General features: G+C 61.0%; 30 protein-coding genes. 19 read left to right on the plus strand and 11 right to left on the minus strand.

The features are described from left to right. The first annotated feature begins 50 nt into the window (after positions 1-50). The 4 genes from ACX3OW_RS12620 (at position 51) to ACX3OW_RS12635 (ending at position 3,893) form a co-directional block, all read left to right on the plus strand. Positions 51-1,469 carry a mannose-1-phosphate guanylyltransferase/mannose-6-phosphate isomerase gene (locus tag ACX3OW_RS12620; RefSeq protein ID WP_459096137.1) on the plus strand — a complete coding sequence of 473 codons (1,419 nt, stop codon included), beginning with the start codon at positions 51-53 and terminating at the stop codon, positions 1,467-1,469. A gap of 37 nt (positions 1,470-1,506) precedes the next feature. Beyond that, complete coding sequence (locus ACX3OW_RS12625) at positions 1,507-2,907, plus strand: phosphohexomutase domain-containing protein (RefSeq protein ID WP_459096138.1); 1,401 nt, start codon at positions 1,507-1,509, stop codon at positions 2,905-2,907. 98 nt (positions 2,908-3,005) lie between these two features. Continuing rightward, entirely contained in the window at positions 3,006-3,179 is a 174-nt protein-coding gene (locus ACX3OW_RS12630) for a hypothetical protein (protein ID WP_459096139.1), read from the plus strand. Between the two features lie 318 nt (positions 3,180-3,497). Then, positions 3,498-3,893 carry a hypothetical protein gene (locus tag ACX3OW_RS12635; protein WP_459096140.1) on the plus strand — a complete coding sequence of 132 codons (396 nt, stop codon included), beginning with the start codon at positions 3,498-3,500 and terminating at the stop codon, positions 3,891-3,893. Positions 3,894-3,923: 30 nt separating this feature from the next. Here the strand turns inward: ACX3OW_RS12635 and ACX3OW_RS12640 are convergent, their stop codons facing one another. Then, the gene (locus ACX3OW_RS12640; RefSeq protein ID WP_459096141.1) at positions 3,924-4,394 is read right to left on the minus strand and encodes a MarR family winged helix-turn-helix transcriptional regulator; all 471 of its coding nucleotides are present in this window, start codon (positions 4,392-4,394) and stop codon (positions 3,924-3,926) included. Between the two features lie 123 nt (positions 4,395-4,517). Here ACX3OW_RS12640 and ACX3OW_RS12645 point away from each other — a divergent pair, with 123 nt between their 5' ends. Further along, entirely contained in the window at positions 4,518-6,488 is a 1,971-nt protein-coding gene (locus ACX3OW_RS12645; RefSeq protein ID WP_459096142.1) for an FAD-binding monooxygenase, read from the plus strand. Positions 6,489-6,837: 349 nt separating this feature from the next. Here ACX3OW_RS12645 and ACX3OW_RS12650 read toward each other — a convergent pair whose 3' ends face one another. Next, complete coding sequence (locus ACX3OW_RS12650; protein ID WP_459096143.1) at positions 6,838-7,500, minus strand: TetR/AcrR family transcriptional regulator; 663 nt, start codon at positions 7,498-7,500, stop codon at positions 6,838-6,840. Between the two features lie 233 nt (positions 7,501-7,733). Here ACX3OW_RS12650 and ACX3OW_RS12655 point away from each other — a divergent pair, with 233 nt between their 5' ends. The 4 genes from ACX3OW_RS12655 (at position 7,734) to ACX3OW_RS12670 (ending at position 11,666) form a co-directional block, all read left to right on the plus strand. Further along, positions 7,734-9,521: an outer membrane protein assembly factor BamB family protein gene (locus ACX3OW_RS12655; RefSeq protein WP_459096144.1), complete on the plus strand. Its 1,788-nt coding sequence runs from the start codon at positions 7,734-7,736 to the stop codon at positions 9,519-9,521. Between the two features lie 87 nt (positions 9,522-9,608). Beyond that, positions 9,609-10,169: a c-type cytochrome gene (locus ACX3OW_RS12660; RefSeq protein WP_459096145.1), complete on the plus strand. Its 561-nt coding sequence runs from the start codon at positions 9,609-9,611 to the stop codon at positions 10,167-10,169. Positions 10,170-10,173: 4 nt separating this feature from the next. Beyond that, positions 10,174-10,908 carry a hypothetical protein gene (locus ACX3OW_RS12665; RefSeq protein WP_459096146.1) on the plus strand — a complete coding sequence of 245 codons (735 nt, stop codon included), beginning with the start codon at positions 10,174-10,176 and terminating at the stop codon, positions 10,906-10,908. After that, on the plus strand, positions 10,905-11,666 hold the full coding sequence (locus tag ACX3OW_RS12670) for a pentapeptide repeat-containing protein (protein ID WP_459096147.1): 762 nt from the start codon (positions 10,905-10,907) through the stop codon (positions 11,664-11,666). The genes ACX3OW_RS12665 and ACX3OW_RS12670 overlap by 4 nt, the downstream gene beginning before the upstream one ends. Before the next feature lie 42 nt (positions 11,667-11,708). On the opposite strand, the gene ACX3OW_RS12675 is transcribed toward ACX3OW_RS12670, so the two are convergent. From ACX3OW_RS12675 to ACX3OW_RS12695, 5 genes are all read right to left on the minus strand, one after another. Further along, positions 11,709-12,635 carry an SMP-30/gluconolactonase/LRE family protein gene (locus ACX3OW_RS12675; protein ID WP_459096148.1) on the minus strand — a complete coding sequence of 309 codons (927 nt, stop codon included), beginning with the start codon at positions 12,633-12,635 and terminating at the stop codon, positions 11,709-11,711. A gap of 204 nt (positions 12,636-12,839) precedes the next feature. After that, positions 12,840-13,031: a hypothetical protein gene (locus ACX3OW_RS12680; protein WP_459096149.1), complete on the minus strand. Its 192-nt coding sequence runs from the start codon at positions 13,029-13,031 to the stop codon at positions 12,840-12,842. A gap of 108 nt (positions 13,032-13,139) precedes the next feature. Continuing rightward, positions 13,140-13,829 carry a response regulator transcription factor gene (locus ACX3OW_RS12685; RefSeq protein WP_459096150.1) on the minus strand — a complete coding sequence of 230 codons (690 nt, stop codon included), beginning with the start codon at positions 13,827-13,829 and terminating at the stop codon, positions 13,140-13,142. Beyond that, positions 13,826-15,253 carry a sensor histidine kinase gene (locus tag ACX3OW_RS12690; RefSeq protein WP_459096151.1) on the minus strand — a complete coding sequence of 476 codons (1,428 nt, stop codon included), beginning with the start codon at positions 15,251-15,253 and terminating at the stop codon, positions 13,826-13,828. Before ACX3OW_RS12690 ends, ACX3OW_RS12685 begins: the two co-directional genes overlap by 4 nt. A 99-nt stretch (positions 15,254-15,352) precedes the next feature. Next, positions 15,353-16,333: a LysR family transcriptional regulator gene (locus ACX3OW_RS12695; protein ID WP_459096152.1), complete on the minus strand. Its 981-nt coding sequence runs from the start codon at positions 16,331-16,333 to the stop codon at positions 15,353-15,355. Between the two features lie 141 nt (positions 16,334-16,474). On the opposite strand from ACX3OW_RS12695, the gene ACX3OW_RS12700 reads away from it, so the two are divergent. The 3 genes from ACX3OW_RS12700 to ACX3OW_RS12710 are packed head-to-tail and all read left to right on the plus strand — an operon-like array spanning position 16,475 to position 18,475. Further along, complete coding sequence (locus ACX3OW_RS12700; RefSeq protein WP_459096153.1) at positions 16,475-17,260, plus strand: MotA/TolQ/ExbB proton channel family protein; 786 nt, start codon at positions 16,475-16,477, stop codon at positions 17,258-17,260. Beyond that, positions 17,247-17,867 carry a hypothetical protein gene (locus tag ACX3OW_RS12705; protein ID WP_459096154.1) on the plus strand — a complete coding sequence of 207 codons (621 nt, stop codon included), beginning with the start codon at positions 17,247-17,249 and terminating at the stop codon, positions 17,865-17,867. Before ACX3OW_RS12700 ends, ACX3OW_RS12705 begins: the two co-directional genes overlap by 14 nt. Continuing rightward, positions 17,864-18,475: a hypothetical protein gene (locus tag ACX3OW_RS12710; RefSeq protein ID WP_459096155.1), complete on the plus strand. Its 612-nt coding sequence runs from the start codon at positions 17,864-17,866 to the stop codon at positions 18,473-18,475. Before ACX3OW_RS12705 ends, ACX3OW_RS12710 begins: the two co-directional genes overlap by 4 nt. Before the next feature lie 271 nt (positions 18,476-18,746). On the opposite strand, the gene ACX3OW_RS12715 is transcribed toward ACX3OW_RS12710, so the two are convergent. The 4 genes from ACX3OW_RS12715 to ACX3OW_RS12730 all read right to left on the minus strand — a co-directional run bounded on the left by ACX3OW_RS12715 (position 18,747) and on the right by ACX3OW_RS12730 (position 21,298). Then, positions 18,747-19,646 (minus strand): NAD(P)-dependent oxidoreductase, encoded by a 900-nt coding sequence (locus tag ACX3OW_RS12715; RefSeq protein ID WP_459096156.1) that lies wholly within the window; start codon positions 19,644-19,646, stop codon positions 18,747-18,749. A gap of 62 nt (positions 19,647-19,708) precedes the next feature. After that, a complete protein-coding gene (locus tag ACX3OW_RS12720) occupies positions 19,709-20,725 on the minus strand; it encodes a LacI family DNA-binding transcriptional regulator (RefSeq protein ID WP_459096422.1) in 1,017 nt (338 codons plus the stop codon). A gap of 38 nt (positions 20,726-20,763) precedes the next feature. After that, positions 20,764-21,099, minus strand: a complete 336-nt coding sequence (locus tag ACX3OW_RS12725) for a putative quinol monooxygenase (RefSeq protein ID WP_459096157.1) — start codon at positions 21,097-21,099, stop codon at positions 20,764-20,766. 22 nt (positions 21,100-21,121) lie between these two features. Beyond that, positions 21,122-21,298: a hypothetical protein gene (locus tag ACX3OW_RS12730; RefSeq protein WP_459096158.1), complete on the minus strand. Its 177-nt coding sequence runs from the start codon at positions 21,296-21,298 to the stop codon at positions 21,122-21,124. 106 nt (positions 21,299-21,404) lie between these two features. Between ACX3OW_RS12730 and ACX3OW_RS12735 the strand changes: the two genes are divergently transcribed. From ACX3OW_RS12735 to ACX3OW_RS12765, 7 genes are all read left to right on the plus strand, one after another. Then, entirely contained in the window at positions 21,405-22,172 is a 768-nt protein-coding gene (locus ACX3OW_RS12735) for an SDR family oxidoreductase (protein WP_459096159.1), read from the plus strand. Between the two features lie 44 nt (positions 22,173-22,216). After that, complete coding sequence (locus tag ACX3OW_RS12740) at positions 22,217-23,026, plus strand: transporter substrate-binding domain-containing protein (protein WP_459096160.1); 810 nt, start codon at positions 22,217-22,219, stop codon at positions 23,024-23,026. 82 nt (positions 23,027-23,108) lie between these two features. Next, positions 23,109-23,813: an amino acid ABC transporter permease gene (locus ACX3OW_RS12745; RefSeq protein ID WP_459096161.1), complete on the plus strand. Its 705-nt coding sequence runs from the start codon at positions 23,109-23,111 to the stop codon at positions 23,811-23,813. Then, on the plus strand, positions 23,810-24,457 hold the full coding sequence (locus tag ACX3OW_RS12750; RefSeq protein WP_459096423.1) for an amino acid ABC transporter permease: 648 nt from the start codon (positions 23,810-23,812) through the stop codon (positions 24,455-24,457). Before ACX3OW_RS12745 ends, ACX3OW_RS12750 begins: the two co-directional genes overlap by 4 nt. Beyond that, complete coding sequence (locus tag ACX3OW_RS12755) at positions 24,450-25,181, plus strand: amino acid ABC transporter ATP-binding protein (RefSeq protein WP_459096162.1); 732 nt, start codon at positions 24,450-24,452, stop codon at positions 25,179-25,181. The genes ACX3OW_RS12750 and ACX3OW_RS12755 overlap by 8 nt, the downstream gene beginning before the upstream one ends. Positions 25,182-25,195: 14 nt before the next feature. Continuing rightward, positions 25,196-26,131: a 2-hydroxyacid dehydrogenase gene (locus tag ACX3OW_RS12760; protein WP_459096163.1), complete on the plus strand. Its 936-nt coding sequence runs from the start codon at positions 25,196-25,198 to the stop codon at positions 26,129-26,131. 42 nt (positions 26,132-26,173) lie between these two features. Next, complete coding sequence (locus tag ACX3OW_RS12765) at positions 26,174-26,665, plus strand: gluconokinase (protein WP_459096164.1); 492 nt, start codon at positions 26,174-26,176, stop codon at positions 26,663-26,665. Positions 26,666-26,980: the final 315 nt, after the last annotated feature.

A 26,980-nucleotide genomic window follows, 5' to 3' on the forward strand; every position in this document is an offset into this window, starting at 1 on the left:
TTACTTCCAAGCGCTTGTCAGGCGACGACCTCATCGTTGGAAATCAGATCGTGAAAATCGTCCCAGTCATACTCGCCGGCGGTCAGGGCACGCGCCTATGGCCCCGGTCACGCGCCGCGCGGCCGAAGCAGTTCATCGATCTGGTAGGGGGCACCAGCCTGTTCCAGCAGACCTTGGCCCGGGTGGCCGATGCCAAGCGCTATCACGCGCCCATCGTCATCACCAATGCCGACTACCGGTTTCTGGTGGCCGAGCAGGCCGAAGAGCAGGGCGTCGCCCTTGGTCAGATCTTGCTGGAAGCGGTGGCACGCAATACTGCTGTGGCGATTGCCGCTGCGGTCCATTCGGCGATGCTGGAGGACGAAAACGCGATCATCCACGTACTCGCCTCTGACCACCTGATCCCGACCAGCGCCGACTATGTCCAGGCCGTGGACGCCGCGGCCCAAATTGCGCGCGACGGTCATCTGGTGACCTTCGGCATTCGCCCCGATCGTCCTGAGACCGGCTATGGCTATATCGCCGTCGGTGCCCCCCTGAGCCATGGCGGCCACAAAGTCGTGGCCTTCGTCGAGAAACCGAGCGCCGACAAGGCCATCGACATGCTGGCGCAGGGCGGCTTTGTCTGGAATTCCGGGATGTTCATGATCCCGGCCAAGCTGTTTCTGGCGGAATGCGAGCTGCTGGCCCCCGAAGTGTTCGCCGCCGCCCGGGACGCGCTTGCCGGCGCTAAACGCGATCTCGATTTTATCCGCCTTGATGCGACAGCCCTCGCTGCGTCCCCCAATATCTCGGTGGACTATGCCATTTTCGAGCGTACCGAACGCGCTGCCGTATTGCCGGTGTCGTTTTTGTGGTCCGATCTCGGGGCTTGGGACGCGGTGTGGCAGGCGCAGGAACGCGACGCGGATGGCAACGCCGTCAGCGGGCCGGCGCTGCTCAGCAACACCAGAAATTCCCTGGTGGTGACCGAGAAAAGCCATGTCGTGGTCGACGGGCTCGATGATGTGGCGGTGATCGCCACCGAAGACGCGGTGTTTGTCGGCCGCCTGAGCCAGGTGCAAAATGTCGGCGCCATTGCCGCCCAGCTCAAAAGCGTCCCGGCCACGCGGGCGCTGACCGAAACCCACAAAACCGCCTACCGCCCTTGGGGCGGCTATTCCTCGGTGCTGACCGGCGAGCGCTTCCAGGTCAAGCGCCTATTCGTCAAACCCGGCAAAAAGCTGAGCCTGCAACGCCACCATCACCGCGCCGAGCATTGGATCGTCGTGCGCGGAACGGCCGAGGTCACCGTCGACGGTCAGGTCACCATCCTCACCGAAAACCAGTCGATCTACGTCCCGCTCGGCTGCAACCACCGCCTGGTCAACCCCGGCAAGATCGAACTCGAAGTGATCGAAGTCCAAACCGGGTCCTATTTGGGCGAAGACGACATCATCCGCGAAGAAGACGAATTTGGCAGGGCCTGAGGCAGGGTCGCCTTCATTCGAAAACGAGGTCAGAACAGTGATAGCATTTGGCACGAGCGGGCTTCGCGGTGACGCGGCCTTTCTCACCCGCGAACTGTGTCAAAGTTACATGGAGGCTTTCACCGCCCTCGTAGGGGAGGCGGGATGTATCGCCATTGGCCGGGATAGACGGGCGAGCAGCAGCCGCATAATGAAAGACTGTTCTGAGGCGCTAGCCGACCTCGGATGGACAGTCATTAACGTTGGTGTTTTGCCAACGCCGGCTTTAGCAAATTTTGCGACGCCGCGGGGAATGCCGGCAATTATGATAACGGCTAGTCATAATCCTGCCAGCCATAACGGTATGAAGTTTTTTACTCGGAATGGAGAACTTAACAAGCAAGAAGAAGCCTGGTTGCAGTTGCGGTTGGCTAGTATAGAGCCAAAGACTGATTTCCCGGACCAGGATTTCGTCGTTCCCGAAGAGATAGCTGAAGCCAGCCTCGGCTATGTAAGCAGATATACGACATTTTTCACTGGCTTGGATCTCACCGGTCAGCGCATCGGGATCGATCATCATTCGGCGGCAGGGACAGCTCTGCTGCAATCCATCCTAGAAGCGCTTGGTGCTAATTGCTTACCTGTCCGCACGTCGGCCGCATTTATTGCAATTGATACTGAGGCGTTAGATGCTGAGTATCTTGATGCTGCCAAGCACTGGATAGAATCCATGGAACTGGACGCGCTAGTTTCAACTGATGGGGATGGTGATCGGCCGCTGGTCTTTGGGGAAGATGGAGCTCAGATACAAGGCGATATTTTAGGTGTCGCTGCATCTTGTTTTTTGGGTGTCAGCACTCTGGTAACGCCGCTCACGACCTCGGCGCTTGTTGATCGATGCGGGCTCTTTTCCAAAATCCACCGAACCAAAGTCGGATCACCCTACGTAATTGAAGGCATGCTGCAGGAGATTTCGAACGGCAAACACCCCGTTGTTGGATTTGAGGGTAACGGCGGATATCTATGCACTTCATTGCGAAGAGAAGATGCCACCCTCCCGGAGCTTTTGACCAGGGACGCGGTACTCCCCATTCTCGCGTTCCTCGGGTTCTGCGGCGGTAGGCCGCTTTCGAAAGCTATCGAAGCTTTCCCCTCAAGGTTTAAGAACACGGCTCTTATCCCCAATACGACAAGGGTCAACGCGGAACGCGTTTTAGCGCTGATCGCGGGTGACAGAGCTATTAGAGCTAACATGCATGGCTCGTTTGAAGAGCCCAAGGAAATTTCACTGCTGGACGGAGTAAGAATCGCTGATCGCCTAGGAAATATTATACATTTCCGGCAGTCTGGAAATGCGGAGGAGCTCCGCATCTACGTCGAAAGTGATAACAAACAAGATGCAGCAGATTTATTGGAAAAGGCCGCTGAAACAGCGACAACTCTTCTCGCCGATATCTGAGTTGCACATTAACTGCTGTCTGACTGCTTGGTGCGCACCCCATGACCTGCCAGCTGGCATAGCCGATAAGGCATAGGCATGCGCCTATGAGTATGACTATGTTCAAGATTTCCGATGAGCCCCTTCCCCTTGGCGCAAGCTTGGTTGGATTGGATTTATTTTGCGGCGGGCGAAGTCGGGCCGCCTTCGAGCGGCAGGTCGCCCTGCGTTATCGTTTCATCTACAAGACGGCGTTCCGCTGGCTCGGCACAATAGCGATGCTGAGGACGTGACCCAATCGGTTTGCTTGCGGCTGGATGATGCAACCAAACTTGAAGGCCCGCCAGTTTCCCGGCAGGCCGCGTTTCGACCGCCAGCCCAGCGATCCGTGTAACGCAGAAAATCAGCAGCTCGGGGAGCGGCGGCCGGCAGAGGATGTTGCGCATATTCTCGCCGATTTGGGAGCTTAGGGCGCCGTGATAGGGGCGCATACCCTGTTGCTGATTCGGGCGATCGCGTAGATTGGCCGTAAGCGCCAAAGGGACCCTGTCTGATTTGAAGGCGGCGGACGCGGTATTGGCACCGTGGATTTGTTGACGGTGTGAGCTGCTATGTCTGCGCATATGCCCAGTGATGGAAATTTCCAGTTGCTGGAGGTCGTGCCGGGCCGGATGGAGTGCAGTCCGGCAGTGGGGCGGCGCAACTGGCCGGACGAGACCAATGCCCGGATCGTTGCAGAGACGCTGACCGATTTCTGGACAAAGCGTCGTCATCGAGGGCACGCGCAACTTGGCCCGTTCAACCGTCTGCGCTCTGCGATGATGGCTTTTCCATTTCATTGGCTTAACGGGGGCGGCTACCAACCGGAGAATGAAGCCACGATTGCTCTGCTGAGCGGGCTGTGGCGAGAACCCGTTGGCTGGCCATGCGTGTGGACTACGATGATGTGCCCCCTCAGCGAACCCGGACCGCTGTTTAGGTTGAAGGGCACCACCGTTCGTAGCTAAACAGCATACGTCCGCAGAAACGCGCGGTGACTAGCGTTCGGGCTTTGACCTTAGCGGGGCCCGGCTGAGGTCATTGGCTGCCGTGACCGCCCTGCCAAGCAGGCGCATGAGTTCGCTGGCTTCATCATGGGCCAGTCCCTGCAGCATGACCTGCTGCGCCCGCTCGACGCCCGGCGCAATCCTGTCGATGATCTGCTTTGCTTCCACCGTACCGCGCAGCGAATGGGCGCGGCGGTCGTTGTCGTTGACTTCGCGTACCAGCCAGTTTCTCTGCACCAGGCGATCGATCACGCCGCCGATCGTGGTTCGGTCATAGGCGATCAGACCCGCCAGGGTCGCCTGGTCGATACCCTCATTTTCCAGGACGGTGGCCAGCACCGCATACTGAACGGGCGTAATATCGCAATCCAGTTTGGCCATTTCGGCGTGAAAAATTGCGACCGTGATCTGGTGAAAGCGCCGCACAAGATGGCCCGGCATATCGTCTAGCTTCGTTACCATACTATCCAGCAAATCCTAAAAATTGACAAGCATACTGATTATCAGTATCCATCCTATCATCTATATTGATACCTGTCTCCGCAGCGACGGAGGCTCTGACAGATCGCTGGGGAGGCGAATGGCATGCAGTTTCATCTCAATGGCTACACGACAGGTGATCCCGCAATTTCGGCGTCTGCAAAGAGCGCCGCGTCCATCGATCATCAAAAGACACTACCCGATGACGTTGACGTATTGATAATCGGCACCGGCCCGGCCGGGCTGACGCTTGCGGCGCAGCTTGCAGCATTTCCCGAGATCCGGACCCTGATCGTCGAGCAGAATGCGGGCCCGCTCCAGCTCGGCCGCGCTGATGGCGTCGCCTGCCGTACGATGGAAATGTTCGAAGCCTTCGGTTTCAGCGAACGCGTTTTGAAAGAGGCCTATTGGGTCAATGAGACGCGTTTCTGGAACCCTGATCCGGACGACGCGACCAATATCGTCAGGACCGCCCGCGTGCGCGACACCGAGGTTGGGCTGTCCCAGTTTCCACATGTCATCATCAACCAGGCCCGCGTGCATGACTTCTATCTCGAAGTCATGCGCAATGCCCCCAACCCCTTGGGGCCGGTTTACAATTGTGGCCTGACGGGGCTGCACATCACGCCACCAGACTCATCGGGCAAGGACCAGGCCAGGGCTCCGGTCGCAGTCACCCTGCAGCACCAGGACCCGACGGGCCAGGTTCGGGAGCACACGGTCAGGGCCCGGTATGTGGTGGGCTGCGATGGCGCCAGAAGTGGCGTGCGCAAGGCGCTTGGGCTTGAGTTGCGCGGCGACTCCGCCAGCAAGGCCTGGGGCGTCATGGACGTGCTGGCGACGACCGACTTCCCCGACATACGGTTCAAGGCCCTTATCCAGTCCGCGACCGAGGGCAGCATCCTGCTCATTCCTCGTGAAGGCGGGTATCTCTTCCGCCTCTATATCGAGCTTGAAACGCTCCGTGAGGGGGAACGCGTCGCCAGCCGCAACATCACGGCCGACGATCTGGTTGCCGCCGCCCGGCGCATCCTCAATCCCTACGTGCTGGACGTGAAGGAAATCGCGTGGTGGTCCGTCTACGAGATCGGCCAGCGCGTGGGTGACCGGTTTGACAATGTCGCGGAAAACAAGGCCGGCCTTGAGGTACCACAGGTCTTCATTGCCGGCGACGCATGCCACACCCATAGCCCCAAGGCCGGCCAGGGCATGAATGTCTCCATGCAGGACGCGTTCAATCTGGGCTGGAAGCTGGCGTCCGTCATTCGCGGCCAGGCGAGCCCGCAATTGCTGCAGACCTATACGGCCGAACGGCGCGCTGTAGCCAAGGAACTGATCGATTTTGACCGTGAATGGGCCGCAATGCTCAGCACGTCGAAGCAGGCACAGAACAAGCCCGTGGCAAAGCCAGCCGGTTCGGAAACGCCGCAAAGCTACTTTGTGCGGCACGGACGCTATACCGCCGGAACCGCGACACATTACACGCCGTCGCTGATTACCGCCGAGGCGCCCCAGCAGGCCCTGGCCGAAGGGCTCGTGGTCGGTATGCGGTTTCATTCGGCGCCTGTCATCCGGCTCGCCGATGCCCGTCCCATGGAATTGGGCCACACCGTCAAGGCCGACGGAAGGTGGCGCCTGTTCGCCTTCGCCGGCGATCAGGACCCGTCCTCACCGGGATGCAGGATCCGCTCATTGTGCGACTTCCTGGCGAATTCTGTCTCGTCACCGGTGCGGCGCTACACGCCCGCAGGCTGGGATATCGACTCGGTCATCGACGTCAGGGCAATCTTCCCGGGTGAGCATCACGCGCTTGCAATCGAAGAGCTGCATCCCATGCTATTGCCGCACAAAGGAACGCTCGGCCTCTGCGACTATGAAAAGGTATTTTGCGCGGACCCGACCGCCGGCTCGGACATTTTCGAGTTGCGCGGCATAGGGCGGCAGCAGGGCTGCATGGTTGTGGTGCGACCTGACCAATACATCGCAAGCCTCCTGTCACTCGATGCGCATGCAGAGCTCGCGAGCTTCTTCGAGCGTTTCATGATCGCGGGGACCAATGTCACAGCTGATCGCTGAGGTGGCGTATCGCACGCGGCAAATGGCCTCCATGTCAGGGTCAGGCTGCGTAGGACTTGCCGTCGCAGTCTTGCTCTTGTTCGGGAGACGGCCCACCACCTTACTCGACGGTCTAATGTAGGTCTGCTTCGAAGCTGACGCCCAATAGCGGCCTGGCTGCACCTGGCGTTGGAAGAACAATAGCGGACCGCTGCCGTCCTGGGGACGGCGGACGACGGCCAAAAGAGGGATTTCCCTCACCACGTTGAATCAGGCATGAAACTGCATATGGAGTGAACATCCGCGCCAGGTCATGTGCCGGCGATCTCTCGGTGAACTGATGCGCATCCGCAAAAAGATGCCCATTGGCTCACGACTGTTGCGGCTCTTGGCGCAGGCGGGTGCCGTTGAGGAACATGGCCCAGTTGGCGTCGAACACAGACTTGCGGCGTTCGTAGTCCTTCACATAGTCCAGGCCGAGCAGGGCGTGGCCCCAGATCTCGCCGATGATAGAATAGTAGAGATGACCGCTGAGCTGGATCGGGTCCTGGGCGGCAAGGATGCCCTCGGCCTGGGCCTGGGCCACAAGTGGGATCAGCAAGTCCTGGATGCGCTGTTCGGTGATGGCGAATTCAGCGCCGATCATGGGGAATTTGGGTACGGCACCGATGCACATGCGGTAGAGGTCGGCGCTGCCTGGGGAGACCGCAACCTCGAATAGTGCCGCGCAGGTCTCGTGCAATGCGGCCATGGTGTCGAGACCGCTGACGTCTATCGCTGCCAGCTGCGCGAGAACCGCGGCACGTTCCTGCGCTATGGCGGCGACGAACAGCGCCTCCTTGCTGTCGAAACGGCGATAGAGCGTGTGCTTAGACATGCCGCAGGCCTCGGCAACTGCACCAATGCTGGTCGCCTCGAAACCGCGCTGACGAAACATCACCAGGGCGGTTTCAATCACCAGCTCCGACAATCGCTCGGCCTGTCCGGAGCGAGGGCGACCGCGTTTCCTGGCGGATAGGCCGGTGTCAGTCAATCAAGCCCCCTCTGGCTGTGACCCTTGGTCAGCAATTGCGGCAGAATGGCGGACCTTGGTCATGCTCAGCGCGGGGTCGGTTTGTCAACCGGGAAGCTGGCTGCGGGCAACTCGTCGTAGGCGCGCGCTGACGGCGGAGAAACGCGCGGCAGGTCCTTCAAGGACATCGCAATACTGCACATTGGGTTTTCTTACGGCGCTTGCGTCTAGGCTGGGCGGGCAGCGGTAGGGGCTTGTCTGGCGCCATCGTTGCAAAGACAGAGGCGGATAGCGCCCACGGTCAGCATTTCTGTAAGGGTAGGAATTCCATGGCTAATCAATTGCATCGGCTCCTTCTAGGGGGAGTCGCGGTCGCTGTTCTGGCCGCTTTTGGCGGCAGCGCAGTCGCCGACGACGTGACTTATGAGCGCCTTGTTAGTCCCGAGGCGGGCAACTGGCTCTCGGTCAACCGGACCTATGACGCCAACCGCTATTCGCCGCTTGAAGAGATCACCAAGGAAAATGTCGGCGATCTCAAGGTGGCCTTCACCGTGCCGCTGATGCCGGGTTCCAAGGGCGCGGGCGCCTTTGCGAGCTCGCTGCAGGGCACGCCGCTGGTTGATAATGGCATCATGTATATGTCGGACGGTTGGGGGCGGATCTACCGTATCAACCTGACCAAGGGCGATCGCGGCTTCATCGACTGGATCTATGATCCCGACACCGATGGCGAATTGGCCACCGGTATTCTGAACAATCGTGGCGTCGCACTGTTGGGCGACTCGATCTACTCGGTCACCCCCGATTGCGGTCTGATCCGCGTGAACAAGGACTCCGGCGAGCTGATCTGGCGCGTCGAAACCCAGCAGAACCCCGTCGAATATTGCACGATGGCGCCGCTGGCCATTGACGGGAAGATCGTCATGGGGCCGGCCGGCGGCGATGGCCCGATGCGCGGGCGTCTGGAGGCCTACAACCCCGAGGACGGCTCGCTTATCTGGGACTTCCAGACCATCGATGATGCTTCCTTCGAAACCGGTGCTGAAACCGGTGGCGGCGCGGTTTGGGTTACTGGTTCCTACGACGTAGAGCGCGATGAGCTGGTATGGGGCATCGGCAATCCCTATCCCGACTGGGAGCCCAAAAAGCGCCCGGGCGACAACCTCTATACCAACTCGACCGTGGCCCTGAATGCCGAGACGGGGGCCTATAACTGGCACTTCCAGTACACGCCCAATGACAGCTGGGACTTCGACGAAGTCGGCAGCCAGCAGCTGATCACTGCCAAAATCAACGGCGAGGATCGCAAGATCGTCAGCCACTTTGGCCGTAACGGCTTCTACTACGACCTGGACGCAACCAATGGCGCTTATGTCAACGGTTCCCAATATGCCGAGAAGGTCACTTGGACCGCCGGTATCGACCCCAAGACCGGCATGCCGGTGGAGTATGATCCGAGCCTGAAGGTGCAAGAGTACCTGCCAGAATCGCGCATGGACTTTGACCTGATGGCCATGCCCAGCGACTTCGAGTTCTGCCCCTATTGGGAAGGCGGCGTGAACATGTTCCCGACCACCTACAGCCTGAAGACCAAGCTGGTGTATGGCCTCCTGATGGAAGGTTGCACCTACAATCCAAACGATCGTCCTGAAGGCGAAAAAGGTCACATCACTGGTGCCCTGGTTTCGGTGGATCCAACCACTGGCGCCGTTGTTCAGCGTCATGAGTTCTCGGCAACCGGCCGTGGTGGCACCGTTTCCACCGCAGGTGGCGTGGTGTTCGCGACCAGCTCGAACGGTGATATCTTCGCCGTGGACGATACGACGCTGGAACGCCTGTGGACCTTCAATGTCGGCACCATGATCGACGCTCCGCCGATCGTCTTCGCCATCAACGGCAAGCAGTATGTCGGCCTGGCCGTTGGACCCGGTGGCGTTGGTCTGGGCTTCCACCAGTATCCGACCAAGAGCTCGGACTCTGAGGAAGCGCTCGCTGCCACTCAGTTCCAGTCGGCGTCCACCATGTACTTCTTCTCGCTCTAACCGCTCCCCGGCCAGCGCAGCCACCCATCGGGTAGCCGCGTTGGCCATCTCAATTTTGGCCCTTGGGGCAGTCTCTGAGGTTATTTCATGACTATTCTGTTTGCGGATTTCTTCTCCAGCATGCGCAAATTCGCTCTCGTCGCGGTGAGTGCCCTGACCTTGGCTCTGGGCGTCAGTGCCGTTCACGCGCAAGACACGACGGCGGTGGCGGCAGCCGACCCGGCCCGTGTGGAAGAAGGGTTTGCGGTGTGGAAGGGGCAGGATTGTGTCGGCTGCCATGGCTGGGCCGGCAACGGTGAGCGTATCGGCGAAAATCCGACAGGCCCAAGCCTGCGCGCCCTGGAATATGATGCCGAAACCCTCAAGGAGGTTATCTTGTGCGGTCGTCCCGGTTCGTTGATGCCTTATCATGACCCGCGCGCTTATAGCGACGGCCGCTGCTATGGGATGACCAAGGCGGATACGGCTGGCCTCAACCTGCTCGAAGGCCGCGCCATGACGTCAGGTGAGGCTGATGCGTTGGTGGTCTACATGATGGAAAAGCTAATGGGTCGCCCGGATCAGCCCAACCAGGACGATTGCAAGGCCTATTACGGCGGCAAGCCCTTCTGCAACAAGTACCCCACTGCCGAATCGCAGGGCTTCTAGCTCCATGAGGCTGATCAAGCTGCTGGCCACGATGGCGTTGCTGGGCAGTTTGGCGGTGTTGCCGGCCAGTGCCCAAGGGGCCAGCGTGGATCACCTGGCCCCGCCCGATGTGCTCAATCTCAAACTGGGTGAGCCGCTCTCGGAACAGCCCGGCCCATTTCGCGAGTATGCCTGCGGCACCAATGGCGGGCCGCGGGGCCAGGCTCTTGCCGGGTTCGACGGTTACAGTGCGTGTGCCGTAGAGCCGGAGAGCGGGCTGCATGAAGTCACCTTTCGCTATGACGACGAACTCGAATATTACGCCTTGGCGATGAACCTCATGCCGATCGCAGATCGTTATGGTGGCACACGCTTCGGCACGTTTCCCGTCATCGCATCGGTTTTGATCGGCGACGATGCCATCTTGCACGGCTATCGGGTCGTGACTGATGACCGCGTGCCGCTCCGGGTACGGCGGGTCGCCTATACGATGGGCATTCTCGCCAAGTCGCGTGTGCCGGGTGAATGGACCTGCGAACAGCTGGCGCTGGAAGACGGCGAGACGCCAGTCGGGCGCAATGCGGTCAAGGAAGATTGCACCGGGCGAACTGCAGGCGGCGAACAGATGACACTCAAGACGCGCTTCCTACACCGTAAGGGGCAGGCCTATATCGACCAGCATTCGGGCAAGGTGCGTGAAGGACTTTATGAAAGCACGACCCGCCTCGAGGTATTTGACGCAGAGTGGATCAAGCCATGAGCAAGCTGTGCTTAGCCCTCGCCGCACTGGGCTTGCTCGCCACGCCTACATTGGCGCAGGATCTGGCAGGGCGAGAGGCTTTTATCGCGGGTACCACGAAGGATTGTCCTGACTGTGATCTGTCCGGGCTGAACCTGACCTATCGTGACATGAGCGAAGGCAATCTGGCCGGGGCAAATCTGGCCAAGGCACGCGTGCATCGAGCCATCTTGACCCGGACCAATCTGGCTGGGGCAAATCTGGCTGGGGCCAATTTTAATCTGGCCGATCTGCGGTTTGCCGACCTTACCAATGCCGACCTGACGGGCACGCTGTTCTATGAGGCCAATCTTGCTGCCGCAAAGCTCGATAACGCCACCATGGTGGGTGCGAAGGTTCAGCATGCGCAATTGGCCAGTGCCAGCATGACAGGCGTTGTCTGGACCGGGTCCGATGCCACAGGGGTTTACCTCGTGGGCGCCAATCTCGCCGGGGCTGATATGTCCGACACCTATGCACCGGGAAGCGATTTGCGCCAGACCAAGCTGACGGGCGCAAACCTCTCCGACAGCACATTCTACCAAGCCAATTTTACCCGCGCCGATTTGACCGGTGCGGTGGTTGAGCGGGCAGATCTGCGCCAGACCAAGCTGAACAACGCCATCTTCGTCAATGCCGTGGTGACGGATAGTAAATTTGCCCAGGCATGGACCGAGGGTGCCGATTTCAGCAATGTCGACATGACGACGGCCAGCGGGCTGAGCATTCGCTCGAAATAGAATTGTTCGGTGGCGGCTGCACCGCCACCGAACTTTGCCTGCTTAGTTTAGGGAAACCGGGTAGATGTAGAAAACACCCGGATCATCGGCACCACCAAGCTTGCCTATCTTGCTTTCCAGCACCCAGAGCGTGTCGCCAACTTTGGTGACGGCGGCGGGGAAGTCGTAGATGTCGGCGGATAGGGGGCTGATGGTGGCGTTATTGCCATCAATGGTTACGGCAGTCACCCGGCCGGCCGCATTCTCTGCCACATAGAGCACGCCATCGTCGCCAAAGCGCATTCCGTCGGGGCCCTTGAGTTCTGCGGATAGCTTGAGCTCGGTAACGCTGCCGGCCGTCCCGTCGCTGGCGACATCGACGCGCAGCAGCTTTCCTGACGAGACGCTGTTGACGTAGAGCATACCGTCCGGACCAAAGGAGAGCCCGTCCGCGCCGGCAAGGTTTTCGGCGACGACCCAGTCCTGGAGCGTATCGCTGCCCTCAACCGTGCGCGCAACACGACCGCCGAGCGTATCGGCCGCGTAGGCGGTGCCGTCCGCCGTGGTCGCAATGTCATTGCAGAAGCTTGTGCCCTCGAAGGCGTAGCTGGCCTTTTCCGCGCCGGTCGACAGATCATAACTGCGCAGCATCGAGGGGGCCGACTCCGCGCCGCTGAACGCGGCCATGTCGGCGTAGCACGCCCAGAGATTGCCATTGGCCTCGTCGGCAAAGACACCGAGCACGGCCGAAGGTCCCTGTGCCGCGGGCTGGATGAAAACCTCTCCTGCCGCCGCGCCGGGAGTAACCTTGTAGATCAGGCCCTTGGTCACGCTGCCGGCATAGAGTGTGCCGTCGGCGGTCGAGGTTATGCTTTCCGGAAACTCCATGGCGCCATCGCCGATCTGAACCTTGGCCAGATCCTGCGCCGAGGCAGCGGAGACCAGCATGGTCGATGCGGCCAGGATTAAATAGAAACGGCTGTTGCGCATGCGCTTTCTCCCTGTGTGCTGGCTCACAAGGATTGGATTGGGCTGTGCGTTGTCAGCTCCTGCTGCGAGCGCCAGCGAACAAGTCCAATCCTGCCGCGTGAGCGCACGATTGTCGTAGTTCAGGGATACTAGATGGCTCTGCTATTGATTTCTCAAACTTGAGATATTGCCTTTAGGGAGGCCGAACGGACGGGTTCGTTGCTCCTAGGCGCTGTGCTCCAGCGCTGGCGTACGCAACTCGACCAACAGAGCCTCCATGCGCTCGGCTTGATCGCCATGATAGACGCCCTGGCGGAAGTTGGAGACAATTTCCACGATCTTGTCTGCACGACGGCGATAGGCGTCCAAGCTCTCGCCCTCGAAGCGCGGGCATTTGACCGGGGGCCACTCGTCCATCGTCTACTCCCGGGTTACGGGCAATGCCCCGCCAACTTGGTCGCAGAAAGGCTACGCTGAGCTGGTTAGCCGAAATTGAGTGAATGGTTAGAATTTGGAGAGAGCCAGTCAGGCTTCCTCGAACGGGGTGGCAGACATTATGTAGCCGACGCCACGAATGGTCTGGATCAGTGAGGGGCTGTCGGGACTGTCAATCTTCTGGCGCAGGTAACGCACATAGACGTCGACGATCTTGGTGCCGGGATCGTAGCCATAGTCCCAGACACTGCTCAACAGGCGTTGCCGGCTTACCACCTTGCCAGCATTGCTCATGAGATAGCGCAGCAGTTCGAATTCTCGAAGCGTCAGATTCAGCGGCATGCCTGCTTTGCTCACCCGATGGGCGCCGGCATCAAGCGTCACATCGCCCACGCGCAGCAGCTTGGGCTGCTCGTGTCCGCCGCCGCGCCGACGCAGGGCGACGATGCGGGCCAGCAGCTCGTCAAAGGCAAACGGCTTGGTCAGGTAATCATCCGCGCCGCCTTTCAATCCCTCGATTTTGTCCTGCAGGCTGTCCTTTGCCGTCAGCATCAGCACCATGGCCGGGAGGCGCTCTTCCCGCACCACCCGGCACACTTCCATGCCGTCGAGATAGGGCAGCATGCGATCCAGAATCACCAGATCGAAATGGTCGGCCCGCAGCCGCTCCAATCCATCGCGCCCGTCCTGTTCGACCCGGACGTGATAGCCTTCGGCAGTCAACCCGCGCTCGAGAAAGGAAGCAATTCGACGGTCGTCCTCGACAACGAGAATATTCATGCTCGGGCCTCCTTGGGGTGCGGCAGGTCGATTGCCAGGATCGCGCCGCCATCCGCCCGATTCGCCAGCGTGATCTGGCCGTTGTGCTGTTCGATGATGCCCCTGGCGATAGCAAGCCCAATGCCCAAGCCGAAGGAATGGCTGGCCCCCGGTCCCCGATAGAACCGATCGAAGACGCGCTGCTGGTCGCCGTCGCTAACACCAGGACCACGATCGAGAATGGATGTGCGAATGCTACCGGGCAGGCGGGTGAGTGTCACTTCAATCCTGCTGCCTGGCGGCGAGTGATTGATGGCATTGTCGAGGCCGATGATCAGGGCCTGCTTGAGTCGACGCATGTCGGCATCGACCCACTGGCTTTTGTCGCTGAGCGTCAGGGAAACCGTTACTTCGCGCGGCTCAGCCAGGGTTTCTCCCTCTTCGACGGCCGCTGCCAAAACATCATCGAGCAAGATGCGGCTCAGTGCCAAGGACTGTGGCTCCGCATCCGATCGTGCGAAGGCGATCAGGTCGTTGAGCAGTTGCCCAAGTTCGCTCGCCTGGTCCTGGATACGCTCGAGGGATCGCCGCTGGTCTTCTAACTGGCTGCCGGGGAGTAGTGCAACATCGGCCTCGCCGCGCAATATGGTAAGCGGCGTGCGCAGCTCGTGACTGACATCGGCCAAGAACTGCGCGCGACGCGCATCGGTCTCGCGCAGGCGGTGATTGGCATTGCGCAGTTCCTCGGTTCGTCTTTCGAAGGCATCCTCCAGGCCAGCGTGGCGGGCAACGGCACGTCGTGTCAACAATGTCCAGGACAACAGCAGGGCGGCCAGCAGTATTGCGGTCAAACCAGCCAGGATCAGGCGTTGGGCGCCGCGCTGTCCGTTGCGTGCCGCCGCTTCCGCAAAACGCTGCCGCTCGCCAGCCAGCGTGTCGTCAAGCAGAGCCGAGAATTCAGTCGTGAGCCTGAAATCGACGTCGCGTTCGTAGGTGGTCAAGGCCGCTGCAGGATGGCCGTCCCTAGCCAACACGAAGGCACGGGAAGCAGATAGGTCGATGGCGTGATAGAGTTCAAGCATGCGCCGTGCATTCTCGACGTCACGCAACAATGCCCGTGTTTCCGGCCCGCCAGCCGCTGCCGCCACCTGATCCCGGGTCTCTTGAGCCAAGCGAACAAATCTGCGCTCCATGTCGAGACGGGCGGTCCTCAAATCCGCTTGTTGATCGCGCCCCTGATGCAGCACCTGCGCGACGCGCAGATTGTAGCGCACAACGGCAGCGTCGAGGTCCTGAGCGGCATCCAGCTTTCGACCGATGGCTTCAAACTGGGCGAGAGAGCGACCATGCTCCATTTCAATGGCCAAGCAGCATGCGAGCAAAATCAGTCCGGCGACAAGGGTGGGCAAAAGCAAGGCACCGGTGCGCCAGTGCACCTTGATCACACTAAACCTCCTGCACGTGGCATCCAGTCTCGCGCCGTATGAAGCGATAGATGTTGTCTTGAACAGGCATTGGCCCCAGCCCGGACTTTTGGGCAATCGCTAGGCCACCAGCATGATCTCATGCTCGGGAATACTCATTTCGGCTGCATATTCTGTCCGGCAAAACGCGGCAATCTGATTGTAGGTCTGTGCATAGGAGAGCAACGACATCAGATGCTTGGGCATGGCCAGCACGACCTGCCGCGTCATGTTCTCAATAGGCACCAGCCGGATAAGCTTGCGCACGGATTCGGGTAGATTGGGCAACAGCGACATCGGGGAATGTGCCGTTGCCAGGCCTGCTGCAACCATGTCCACCGCCAGGGGATAGGTGCTCGCAGAGTAGGTTGGTGCGGCACCGGGCAATACATGCCGGAACCATTCAGAAGAGCTGTTCCGCAAACTCAATTGGGGATCCATATCGACGAAATGGCGCAGTGGTTGCGAGAGTTTAGCGCTTTTGTCCGGACCCAGCGCGGCGCGAACCTCAGCCAGCGGGACGGACGCGGGCACCACCCAGGCAATTGGATCGTCAAAAAGCGGCGCGATGGCGAAGGTGTTGCGGTCATTGACCACCGCGTCGTCCGTCACGATGGCGAAATTGAGCTGATGCAGCCGCAGCATCTCAACCAGCTCAGTGCTGGTCGTGGCGTATTTGACTTCGAACTTGATGAAGCCGGGCTGGCTCGATGCGATCTTGGCTGCCTCCGAGACAAAGCGGCCACGCAGCGTTGGCGTTAGACCCAGCCGCAATGTCAGGCTGTTGCGGACGAAGCGTTGGTCATGCTCAGTGAAGACCGTTTTGAGGCGGCCCAGCATTTCGGTGCTCACGCCAAACCAGTATTCCCCGGCAGGCGTCAGAGCGACGGCGCCACCGCGATTGCGCACGATCAGCTGGCAGCCCAATCGCTCTTCCAGCTTGGCGAGTTGTTGGGAGATCGAGGGTTGCGACAGATCGATGCGGCGCGATGCCTTGGTAATGGAACCGGCCACCACCACGGCGTTGAGAATCTCCAACTGCTTAAGCGTAATATCCTGCACGGCACTCCTCCTGAGAAGTTACGATAATGTCTTTCATCGGGAAATCCACTGCCCGAACGCGCTCTAATACAAAAAAAGACACGCAACCGTGCCAATACGGCCCAAAAGGCCGGATTAAGCTGGTTGGGGCACGGGTGGGGCATGGCGACGAGCAGAAAACTGCTGACTGGTCCGGTGGAGGATCGAACCAATTACGTGCCGCTGTTGCGATTGTTGCTGGTCAATATCGTGGCCGCGGCGGGCCTCGTTGCGCTTTGGGCCTTTGGCTTCCTCGAGCTGATTTTGACAGCCGATCACACCCGGATATCGTTGGTCATCTTCGCCATTTTGGTCGGCACTACGCTGCATTGTTTCTACCAGACCATCGTGGTCTCGCGCGAACTCATCGCGGCGCGACGCGTCAAGCAGATCCTGGAGGCGGAGAGCGTTGTCGGACTTGTCGCCAAGCCTGATGGGGTCACGACCGCGCTGGGCAGCCCATTGCCGGAGGGCGTTTTCGCGACCCATATCTCGACGCTGGTTCGCAAGGGGGTACTGCAGGGGGGCGGGCGGGTTGATCAGAGCCTGCTGCTGCGCCTGCTGGCCGACCGGTTGCGCGGTCGCGAGCGGCTCGGTCTGTTCATTTCCGAGGCGCTGCTGCGTCTGGCTCTGCTGGGCACTGCCATCGGCTTCATCCTCATGCTGATTCCTATCTCGGCGTTGACCTCATTTGAGACCGAGACATTGCGGGGAGCCCTGGGCGGCATGACCAGCGGCATGGCCATCGCGCTCAACGTCACTGTCACCGGGATTGCCAGTGCCCTGCTGCTCAAGCTGGATTATTTTCTGCTCAATGCCGCCATGGTCGACCTGTTCGACACGATCGCCGAAACCACGGAAATCTACGTCGTTTCGGCGTTGGAGCGCGACGCGGATGCACGATCCTAGCCTGTTTTCAGGCGAGAGCGACGACGGCACCTTCGTGCCGTTCACCGACATCCTGTTCAATGCCCTGCTGGGCTTTGCCGTCATGCTGTTTATCGCCTTCGCACTGATCCGTCCCGAGGCCAGGACTGGCATTGTTGACACCAAGGCTGAGTTGATCGTCACCGTCACCTGGCCGGACAGCAATGAGGATGACATTGATACCTACGTTCAGGCGCCGGGCGGTGAAGTGGTCTGGTACCACTCGATGCAGAAGGGTCTGGTCAATCTCGACCGCGATGACCGCGGCAACTATCTCGACGAGATCACCGTCAATGGCCAGATCATCAAGGTGCCTTTGAACCAGGAGACCGTGACGGTTCGGGGCGTAATTCCCGGAGAGTATGTGATCAATGTTTATCACTACCTCAACCCGAGCGGCGGCCCAGTGCCGGTGACCGTCAAGGTCGAGAAGATCAATCCCATATTGACCGTGGTCTATTACGACACCCTGACGCTCCGCAAAATCGGTGACGAGCGGACAGCCGTGCGCTTCACGCTCGATGCCGAGGGCAATGTGTCCGACATCAATACGCGCCAGGTCTCGCTCATCCAGGCGGTGCGCAAATGACGGCCGCAGCAGCGATCGCGGCAACAGTCGCCTGCTATGCCATGTTGGGCATTTTGTTGCTCTGTCTCAACTTCACCTCGCTTTGGCACTGGTGGGTCAAGGCCGCCGCCATAGTCTTAACCGTGGCGGCCTGCATAGGCAGCTACTTCGCCATCAATGGGCTGCTCGGTTGGCCGGCCGCTGTCGGCACGCCGGAGCGCTTCAATCTTGTCGCCACGCGGGTCGTGGAACCTGACACGTCACGTGGCGAGTCCGGCCATATCTATCTGTGGCTGGAGGAGATCGATGAGCACCAGATCATCATTGCCGCACCACGCGCTTTTGAAGTGCCCTTCGTGCTTGAGCTGGCTTTCGAAGTCGAGCATGCGCAGGAAGTCCTGGATGGCGGGGGCAGCATCCTTGGAGAACTCGATACGTCGTCGGCCGAAGTCGCGACAGGCGAGGGGACGGCCGGAGACGATGCCGAGCTCGATAAGTTCTCGTCCGGCAACCGCGGTGGCAGCGCAACCGGCGATGGCGCCCGTTTCCGGAGCACCGGCTCCAACCAATCTTTCATCTTCTCCGACATGCCTCTAGTCCCTTTGCCCAGCAAGCCAGATGTCCAATAGCGACCCGGAAGTCTTGTCCATTCAGGCTTCCGCGCGATTTACGACATGCGCCAAACCCGCCAAGCGCCAAGCGCGCTCTTCGATCTTGCAATCGACGATCTGGACGCGAGAGCTGTTGCCCCATCAGGGACGACGCGCCTGCTGTGGTCAGGTCACCGGCGGCAACCTGCTTTCGCTCTCCGGTGAACGTGGAGCGACTACGCTAAGACTATGTGCATCGCGTGGCGCCTCAATGGCCTTACGCCCGTGCCGCCCTGAAGCAGGCGTTGCGTCAGGAATTTGTCGGGGCGGACCGGCCGAAATCGAACATTTTCATATAGGCCGCGCTGTCCTCGCCACCAATCCCCGCCGCGACCATCATGCGGTGCAATTCGGTGACCAGGCCGGTCAGCGGCATCGGGGTGCGCAGCTCCATGGAAAACCGCTGAGCCGCTTCCAGATCCTTGAGCATATTGTCGATCCTGCCGGTCGGGGTTAGATCGAAGGCGGCCATCTTGCCCATGAATTCCTGCAAAATCCGGCTATCGGCCCGCCCGCCGGCCAGCGCTGCCGGAATGCGAGCGGCATCCACCCCGGCGTCGAGCGCCAGTCGGGTGGCCTCGGCCACCGCCAGGAAATTGCAGGCGCATAGCACCTGGTTGATCAGCTTGGTGGTCTGGCCCGCGCCCACCGGTCCCATATGGGTCATGTTGGCGGCGATGTCGGCCAGCGCGGCCATGGCGCGGTCCACCTCGCTCGCTTCGCCACCCAGCATCAGCGTCAGCCGTCCTTGTTGGGCCGCGGGGGCGCCGCCCGAGAGTGGGGCGTCGACCCAGCCCATCCCGGTCTGACCGCGCAGCCGCGCCGCCAGCGCTGCCGTGATTTTGGGGTCAATGCTCGACATATCGATCAACAGCTTGTCCGGCGTTGCCGCCGCCGCCAGCCCATCGGGGCCGAATACGACGGCCTCGACAATGGCCGCCGTATTGAGGCTGGTGATGACCATGTCGGCGCCCCGCAGCAGCTCGCCAAGGTCGGCGGCGGCCTCGGCACCGCGCGCCACCAGCGGGGCCAGCTTGGCCGGGTCCATATCGCGTAGTATCACGCGCCTGCCCTGGTCGAGAAACCGCCCGGCAATGGCACTGCCCATGACCCCAACCCCGACGATGCCGATAATTTCCGAACCCTGCATGGCGCATTCCTTCGATTTTTTGTTGGAGACAGCGGCCCGGGACTTTCCCTGCCGCCGATAAATTAGACCGGCCGGCGGGCGGTGGTTTCGCGCCCCAGCAGCTCGAAGCCGACATCAATGACAGTCGGCTCCAGCGTGGTTTTATCGCCTTCGATCAGATCCAGCAGCATTGCCCCAGCCCGTTCGCCGATGGCGCCGGCGTCTACCCTGATGGTGGAGATTGCCGGCGAGCACTGCCGCCCCACTTCAAAATCACCAAATCCCATGATGGATATCTGCTCGGGCACCGCGATGCCGCGCCGTTTGCACTCCATCAGCGCGCCAAAGGCTGAAGCGTCGGATACGGCAAAGATCGCATCGACATCGGGCGCCTGTTCCAGCAACAGCGCTGTGGCGCGGGCGCCGTGGTCGAACGAAACCGGCGCCCGCTCATGGCGGAGCACCAGTTGTTCGGACATGCCAGCTTCGCGCAGGGCGGCGGCAAATCCCTGCAGGCGCGCCTCGCCGCGATAGTCGCAAAATCCATCCTTGATTTGCGAGCCGATCGCGGCGATCTGCCGATGGCCGAGCGCCAGCAAGTGGCGTGCCGCAGCCCGTCCCGCCTCGAAATTGGAGAAGCCGACCGCGCGGTCGAGCGGCGCTTCGGGATGCTCCCAGATCTCGATCACCGGGATGCCGGCGTTGAGCAGCATGCGCTGGGTAGAGGCGCTGTGAATATTGCCGGCGATCACGATGGCGTCGGGGCGGCGCGCCAGCATGGCCCGGACCAACTGCTCCTCCTCGGCCACGCGGTAGAGCGTATAGCCGATGAGCAATTGATAGCCGCGCGGCCCGAGCGTTTCGGCCAGGCCCTGTGCGGTGTCGCCAAAATTAGAGTTGGTCAGCGTCGGCAGGATCAGCCCGACGAAATTGGTGCGCCGCGACGACAGCGACCCGGCGACGCGATCGGGCACATAGCCCAATTGCTCGACAGCCTGCATCACCCGCGTTCGGGTGTCGGCGGCGACGGTCCCGGGATCGGCGAGCACGCGGCTCACCGTCATGGTCGAGACCCCAGCCAGCCGCGACACGTCGCGCATCGTGGGTTTCCGGCTGGGAGCTGTCATGATGTACTCTCTTAGGCGGCGGGCTCGAGGGCCAGCCGCTCATAGACCAGATGGGTGAAGCGTCCGTCGAACATGGTCATCAGTCTATCCGTCGCCGCGCGCCCCTCGGCCCGCACCGGTGAGGCCAGCGCGATTTCCACGGCCTCCATCGACGCGTAATCGATTTCCTGAACCATGACGAGCCCCGGCGCGTCGGCATCGGCGAGGCGCGTGCGCATCACGCGGATGGCCAATGCCCCAGGCATACGCCGCCAGATCGGCAGCAGGTCGGATTCAACGACGGCGAAGAACTCGTCCTCCCGCCCCGGATGGATCGTGCCTTCGAAAATTGCACTGCGCGTATACATGTCGAATGCCTTGGCTGGGTGGTTAGAAGCGGGGTTGGACTTCGGTCGAGCGTGTCGACCCGACATCGATGCGCTCGCGCACCAGCGTGCAGACCACCTTCGAGCCAAGACGGAACGCGCCGACATAGTCGTTCTCGCGCGCCTCGGCTCGGTCCTCGATCCGCAAGTCCTTGGCGCCAAAAGTGGTGATCGCCTTCATGTCGTTATCCAGCTGGTTGGGAGGGCGTTTTCAGCAACGCTCTTGCATTGGTACCGATAACATGAAATGACGAGAATACAAGTGCGGTGCGAAATTGGTTGGATTGATGAGCATCAAAATGTTTGACCTGTCGGGCAAGACTGCCCTGATAACCGGCTCGGGGCAGGGTATTGGCTACGCTTTGGCCGAGGGTTTGGGGCTGGCTGGTGCCCACGTCGTGCTGAACGGTCGCGATGCAGCCAAGCTCGGCTCTGCAGCTGAAAAGCTGCAAGCTCTTGGAGTCGATGTCGCAATCTCAGTTTTTGATGTTACCGATCCCAAGGCTGTAGCTGCCGCCGTCGACCTCATCGAAGTCGACATCGGGCCAATCGACGTGCTGGTCAACAATGCCGGCATACAGCGCCGCGCGCCGCTGGAGGATTACCCGGTCGAGACCTGGCACGAGATTATGCGGGCCAATGTCGATTCGGTGTTCTTTGTCGGCCAGGCCGTTGCCAAGCATATGATCAAGCGCGGGCGCGGCAAAATCATCAATATCGCCAGCCTGCAAAGCGAGGCGGCCCGCTATTCCATCGCGCCCTATACCGCCACCAAGGGCGCGGTCAAAAATCTCACCCGCGGTATGTGCACCGACTGGGCCCGTCATGGGCTGCAGATCAATGCCATCGGTCCCGGCTATTTCGAAACCCCCCTCAATCAGGCGCTGGTCGATGATCCAGTGTTTGACCAATGGCTGAAAACCCGCACTCCGGCGGGTCGCTGGGGCAAGGTCGAGGAACTGCAGGGCGCGGCAATCTTTCTGGCATCAGAGGCTTCGAGCTTCGTCAACGGTCAGATTCTCTACGTGGATGGCGGGGTCCTCGCGACCCTCTGACCCGCGTTACCACCAACACGAACCAAATAATTTGGGAGGACTCCATGCTGCATAAACTCAAGACCATGCTCACCGCCGGCGCGCTCAGCGCTGCCGTGCTGGCCGCCACATTGGCCGTGCCGACCGCCGCCAGTGCGGCCAGCCTTGCTGATATCCAGGCGCGCGGCACCGTGCGCATCGGCGTGCTGACCGGTGCGCCGCCGATGGGTATGATCGACGAGAACGGCAATCCGTCGGGCTATGACGTCGACGTCGCCAATCTGGTCGGCACCTACCTCGGCCTGCCGGTCGAACTCGTGCCGCTGACGCCGCCGGCTCGTATCCCGGCACTGCAGACCGGTCAGGTCGATTTCCTGGTGGCGACGCTGTCGCCGACGGGCGAGCGCGCCAAGACCGTGATGTTCACCGCGCCCTACAGCTCGTTCAACATGGTCATCGTGTCCGGCGCGAGCCAGAAGTTTGAAGATCTCGACGGGCTCAAGGGCAAGCGCATCGCCGTCAACCGTGGTTCTTCGCAGGAAACCGCGCTGCGCCGCGCCGACGTCGAAGGCATGGAAATCGTCGTTTACGAAGACGACTCGACCTCGGCTCAGGCCCTGCTCTCCGGTCAGGTGGACGCCACCGCGCTCCCCTCCACCGTTGCCGCCGGCCTGCTGCAGCAGGTTCCCGATGCCGGCCTGCAGATTGGCTTCACCTTCTTCCGCCAGGGCAATTCCATGGCGACGCTGCCGGGTGATTTCGAAATCCTGCAGTATCTGAACACGGCAATCTATCTGATGAAGATCTCCGGCGACCTGGACAAAATTGCGGTCAAGTGGACCGGCGATCCGCTGCCGGCGATCCCTTCGTTCTAAACCAGACTGACCGTCCGGGCCCCTGCTGCCTGCATCGCGCAGCGCCGCCGGGTCCGGACGGTCGCCCGAACGAGGTTTTCCTATGAACTACACATTCCAGTTCGGCGTCCTCGCCCAATATCAGGATCAGCTACTGGCCGGTCTGTGGATGACCATTCAGCTCTCCGCATTCTCGATCGTGGTCGGTACCGTCTTCGGCATCCTGTTCGCCTCGCTGCGCAGCACTAGTGGCGGCATCGTGCGGGTGCTGGTCGACATCTATGTCGAGGCGATCCGCAATACGCCGTTTCTCGTGCAGCTGTTCATCATCTATTTCGGCCTACCCACCCTTGGCCTGCGCGTCGATGCCGTCACGGCTGCGCTGATCGGCATGTCGATCAACCTGACGGCCTACGCCACCGAAATCATCCGCGCCGGCATCGAGGCCGTCCATAAGAGCCAGATTGAGGCCGGCGAAGCGCTCGGTTTTACCCGGTTCCAGGTCTATCGCCACGTCATCATTCTGCCGGCGATCCAGAAGGTTTATCCGGCGCTTTGCTCGCAATTCGTGCTGATGATGCTGGCCTCCTCAATCTGCTCGGCCATTTCCACCAATGAGCTGACCGCTGCTGCATCCTTCGTGCAGTCGCAGAGCTACCGCTCATTCGAGGTCTATATCGCCATCACCTTCGTCTATCTGGGCCTGGCCCTGGTGATGAGGGGCATCTTGGCGCTGGTCGGGGTCTGGCTGTTTGGCCGGCGCGCCGGGCGTGGCGCCATTCAACCCATCGTGGAGGTCTCGGCATAATGTTCCGCTCCTTTGGCCTTTCCGAATTCTGGTTCTTGATCCAGTCGCTGCAGTGGACGCTGATTTTGACCGCGCTGGCTCTGGTCGGCGGTGGTTTTACGGGCTTCTTCATCGCCTTGGCCCGGGTCTCGACCATGAAATGGCTGCGCGTGGTGGCGCTGGTTTATATCCAGACCATCCAGGGCATCCCGGTGCTGATGATCCTGTTCCTGTCCTATTACGGGCTGAGCCTGATGGGCTATCAGCTGCATCCGCTGGTCGCGGCCGGCATTTCGATGACCATTTATGCCTCGGGTTACCTCGCCGAAATCTGGCGCGGCTCGATCCAGTCGGTACCCAAGCAGCAATGGGAGGGCTCGGAATCGCTGGCGATGACCCGACCCCAGCAATATCGCTACATCATCCTTCCCCAGGCACTGCGCATCGCGCTGCCCTCGACGGTCGGGTTTGCCGTGCAGGTGGTCAAGAACACCTCGATTGCATCGCTGATCGGCTTTGTCGAACTTGCCCGCGCCGGCCAGCTCATCACCAACGCGACCTTCCAGCCCTTCCGGGTCTTCCTCGTGGTCGCAGCCCTGTATTTCGTCATTTGTTATCCGCTGTCGCAGCTGTCGCGATGGATGGAGAGGAGGCTCCATGCCTGAAGTCGTCATCAATCAAGTCCACAAAAGCTTTGGTGCGGTCGAAGTGCTCAAGGGCGTTTCGATGAGTGTCCAGCGCGGCGAGGTCACCGCCATCATCGGCCGGTCCGGCTCGGGCAAGTCGACGCTGCTGCGCTGCATCAATGGGCTGGAGAAAATCCAATCCGGCTCGATCACCATTGCTGGGCACACTGTCGGCCAGGACAAGGCGCAGTTGCGCAAGCTGCGCACCGATGTGGGCATCGTGTTCCAGAGCTATAATCTGTTCCCGCATCTGAGCGTGGGCGAAAACATCATGCTGGCGCCGCGCATCGTCAAGCGCCTGCCCAAGGGCGAAACCCGCGACATTGCCGAGGATGTGTTGGCGCTGGTGGGGCTGTCGGAAAAGTTCAACGCCTATCCCGATGAACTGTCCGGCGGCCAGCAGCAGCGTGTCGCCATTGCCCGCTCGCTGGCGATGCGGCCCAAGGTGATGCTGTTCGACGAAGTCACCTCCGCGCTTGATCCCGAATTGACCGGGGAGGTGCTGGCCGTGATGGAACAGTTGGCCCGTGACGGCATGACCATGCTGCTCGTCACCCATGAGATGAACTTTGCTCGCCGCGTCGCCAATACCACGGTGTTCATGCACCAGGGCCTGATCCATGAATCCGGCCCGTCGCGCGAGCTGTTTGAAAATCCCAAGACCCCCGAGATGGCCCAGTTCATCAAGGCCGACGTCAAATAACGAAAGCCGACCCTATGACGATCCAGATCCTCCAGCTGTGCCCCCTGTTGCCGGCGCTTGAAACTGCGCTGGCCGAGCGCTTCACCCTGCTGCGCTCGTACGAGGCCGCAGATCAGAACGCCTTCATCGCCGAACACGCCGCATCCGTGCGCGGGGTCGTCACCGGCGGACATATCGGGATTCCTCCGGCCGTTGCTGCGGCGCTGCCGGCGCTGGAAATTGTCGCCATCAATGGCGTCGGCTTCGACAAGGTCGATCTGGTCGAGGCCAAGCGCCGCGGCATCCGCGTCGCCAACACGCCCGACGTTCTGACCGAGGATGTGGCGGATCTGGCCATCGGCCTCACCATTACCCTGCTGCGCCGGATCGTGGCCGGGGACGCCCATGTACGGCAGGGCAAGTGGCCGGCAGGCGATCTGGGGCTCAGCTCCAAGGTGTCGCGCCGCCGCTACGGCATTTTCGGGCTCGGCCGCATTGGCCAGGCCATCGCCACGCGGCTCGAAGGCTTTGACGCGGTCATTTCCTATGGCGGGCGCACGCAGCGCGACGTGCCCTATGCTTATTACGCCGATCCGGCGGAACTGGCCGCCAATTGCGACGTGCTGATCGTGGCCGCCGCCGCCTCGGCCGAGACCCACAAAATCATCGACCGCCGGGTGCTCGACGCCATTGGTCCGAACGGCGTGCTGGTCAATGTGGCGCGCGGTTCGCTGGTCGACGAGCCGGCACTGCTGGCCGCGCTGACGGAAGGCCGGCTGGGCGGCGCGGCGCTAGATGTGTTTGCCGACGAGCCGCGCGTGCCCGATGGCTTTTTTGGCCTCTCCAATGTGGTGCTGACCCCGCATATGGCCAGCGCTACCCATGAGACGCGCCAGGCCATGGCCGATCTGGTGCTTGCCAATCTGGACGCCCATTTCGCCGGTCGGCCCCTGCCGACCGCGCTGGTCTAATCCATGGCGGGCGAGGGAAGGGCGGCGGCGCGGATTGTCCTGATGGGCGTTTCGGGCAGCGGCAAGACCACGCTGGGTCTGGCGCTGGCCGATCGCCTGGCGTTCCGGTTTTACGATGCCGATGATTTCCACCCGCCGGCCAATGTCGCCAAAATGGCGGCCGGCGTGCCGCTGGACGATGCCGATCGGGAGCCCTGGCTGGGGCGGCTGGCCGAATTGCTCGCCACGGCGGCCCCGCACGAGCCGGTCGCACTGGCCTGCTCGGCCCTGCGCCGCGCCTATCGCGACCGCCTGCGCGCCGGCGGCGGGTCGCTGCTCTTTGTGCATCTGGCGGGCAGCCGCGAGCTGATCGCCCAACGCCTTGCCGCGCGGCAAGGCCATTATATGCCCGCTTCACTACTCGCCAGCCAGTTAGAAGCCCTCGAACCCGCCGCAGCACACGAAGCAGTTCTGGCGCTCGATGCTGCCCAGACGTCGGAGGCCATGGTGGACAAGATCAGCGCTTATCTGGGAAGCGAAGCAGCTTGGCTGTGACCGCAAGGCGCTAGCGTCCGCCAAAGTCGCTCGTCGTGTTGATACACGAGCACGACGAAGTCGCCTCGAAGAGGCCGCGTCTCTCCCGGCATCGCTGCGCTCCCCGATGATCAATGTCGGTGAGTGCGGATGTTCCTTATTGTCCTGGGGCAAAGTCAATGCCCCAACCCACGGGGCGTAGCGATGGCCGAGACCTGTCAGAATTTCCTAAGAAATTGTTCCGGCATCGCGTGCAATATCCTCCAGCGTCTGATGCTGACCGATCACTTCGACAAAGCTGCCGAGGGTGTTCGGCACTCATGCTCCTTTTTCTGC

The sequence above is a fragment of the Devosia sp. A449 genome, assembly GCF_054489375.1.

Coding starts and splice junctions, on each gene's coding strand:
- ACX3OW_RS12630 (WP_459096139.1), top strand. CDS start 3,006: ATGTTCAAGATTTCCGATGAGCCCCTTCCCCTTGGCGCAAGCTTGGTT.
- ACX3OW_RS12635 (WP_459096140.1), top strand. CDS start 3,498: ATGTCTGCGCATATGCCCAGTGATGGAAATTTCCAGTTGCTGGAGGTC.
- ACX3OW_RS12640 (WP_459096141.1), bottom strand. CDS start 4,394: ATGGTAACGAAGCTAGACGATATGCCGGGCCATCTTGTGCGGCGCTTT.
- ACX3OW_RS12645 (WP_459096142.1), top strand. CDS start 4,518: ATGCAGTTTCATCTCAATGGCTACACGACAGGTGATCCCGCAATTTCG.
- ACX3OW_RS12660 (WP_459096145.1), top strand. CDS start 9,609: ATGACTATTCTGTTTGCGGATTTCTTCTCCAGCATGCGCAAATTCGCT.
- ACX3OW_RS12665 (WP_459096146.1), top strand. CDS start 10,174: ATGAGGCTGATCAAGCTGCTGGCCACGATGGCGTTGCTGGGCAGTTTG.
- ACX3OW_RS12670 (WP_459096147.1), top strand. CDS start 10,905: ATGAGCAAGCTGTGCTTAGCCCTCGCCGCACTGGGCTTGCTCGCCACG.
- ACX3OW_RS12675 (WP_459096148.1), bottom strand. CDS start 12,635: ATGCGCAACAGCCGTTTCTATTTAATCCTGGCCGCATCGACCATGCTG.
- ACX3OW_RS12680 (WP_459096149.1), bottom strand. CDS start 13,031: ATGGACGAGTGGCCCCCGGTCAAATGCCCGCGCTTCGAGGGCGAGAGC.
- ACX3OW_RS12685 (WP_459096150.1), bottom strand. CDS start 13,829: ATGAATATTCTCGTTGTCGAGGACGACCGTCGAATTGCTTCCTTTCTC.
- ACX3OW_RS12700 (WP_459096153.1), top strand. CDS start 16,475: ATGGCGACGAGCAGAAAACTGCTGACTGGTCCGGTGGAGGATCGAACC.
- ACX3OW_RS12705 (WP_459096154.1), top strand. CDS start 17,247: ATGCACGATCCTAGCCTGTTTTCAGGCGAGAGCGACGACGGCACCTTC.
- ACX3OW_RS12710 (WP_459096155.1), top strand. CDS start 17,864: ATGACGGCCGCAGCAGCGATCGCGGCAACAGTCGCCTGCTATGCCATG.
- ACX3OW_RS12715 (WP_459096156.1), bottom strand. CDS start 19,646: ATGCAGGGTTCGGAAATTATCGGCATCGTCGGGGTTGGGGTCATGGGC.
- ACX3OW_RS12720 (WP_459096422.1), bottom strand. CDS start 20,725: ATGCGCGACGTGTCGCGGCTGGCTGGGGTCTCGACCATGACGGTGAGC.
- ACX3OW_RS12725 (WP_459096157.1), bottom strand. CDS start 21,099: ATGTATACGCGCAGTGCAATTTTCGAAGGCACGATCCATCCGGGGCGG.
- ACX3OW_RS12730 (WP_459096158.1), bottom strand. CDS start 21,298: ATGAAGGCGATCACCACTTTTGGCGCCAAGGACTTGCGGATCGAGGAC.
- ACX3OW_RS12735 (WP_459096159.1), top strand. CDS start 21,405: ATGAGCATCAAAATGTTTGACCTGTCGGGCAAGACTGCCCTGATAACC.
- ACX3OW_RS12740 (WP_459096160.1), top strand. CDS start 22,217: ATGCTGCATAAACTCAAGACCATGCTCACCGCCGGCGCGCTCAGCGCT.
- ACX3OW_RS12745 (WP_459096161.1), top strand. CDS start 23,109: ATGAACTACACATTCCAGTTCGGCGTCCTCGCCCAATATCAGGATCAG.
- ACX3OW_RS12755 (WP_459096162.1), top strand. CDS start 24,450: ATGCCTGAAGTCGTCATCAATCAAGTCCACAAAAGCTTTGGTGCGGTC.
- ACX3OW_RS12760 (WP_459096163.1), top strand. CDS start 25,196: ATGACGATCCAGATCCTCCAGCTGTGCCCCCTGTTGCCGGCGCTTGAA.
- ACX3OW_RS12765 (WP_459096164.1), top strand. CDS start 26,174: ATGGGCGTTTCGGGCAGCGGCAAGACCACGCTGGGTCTGGCGCTGGCC.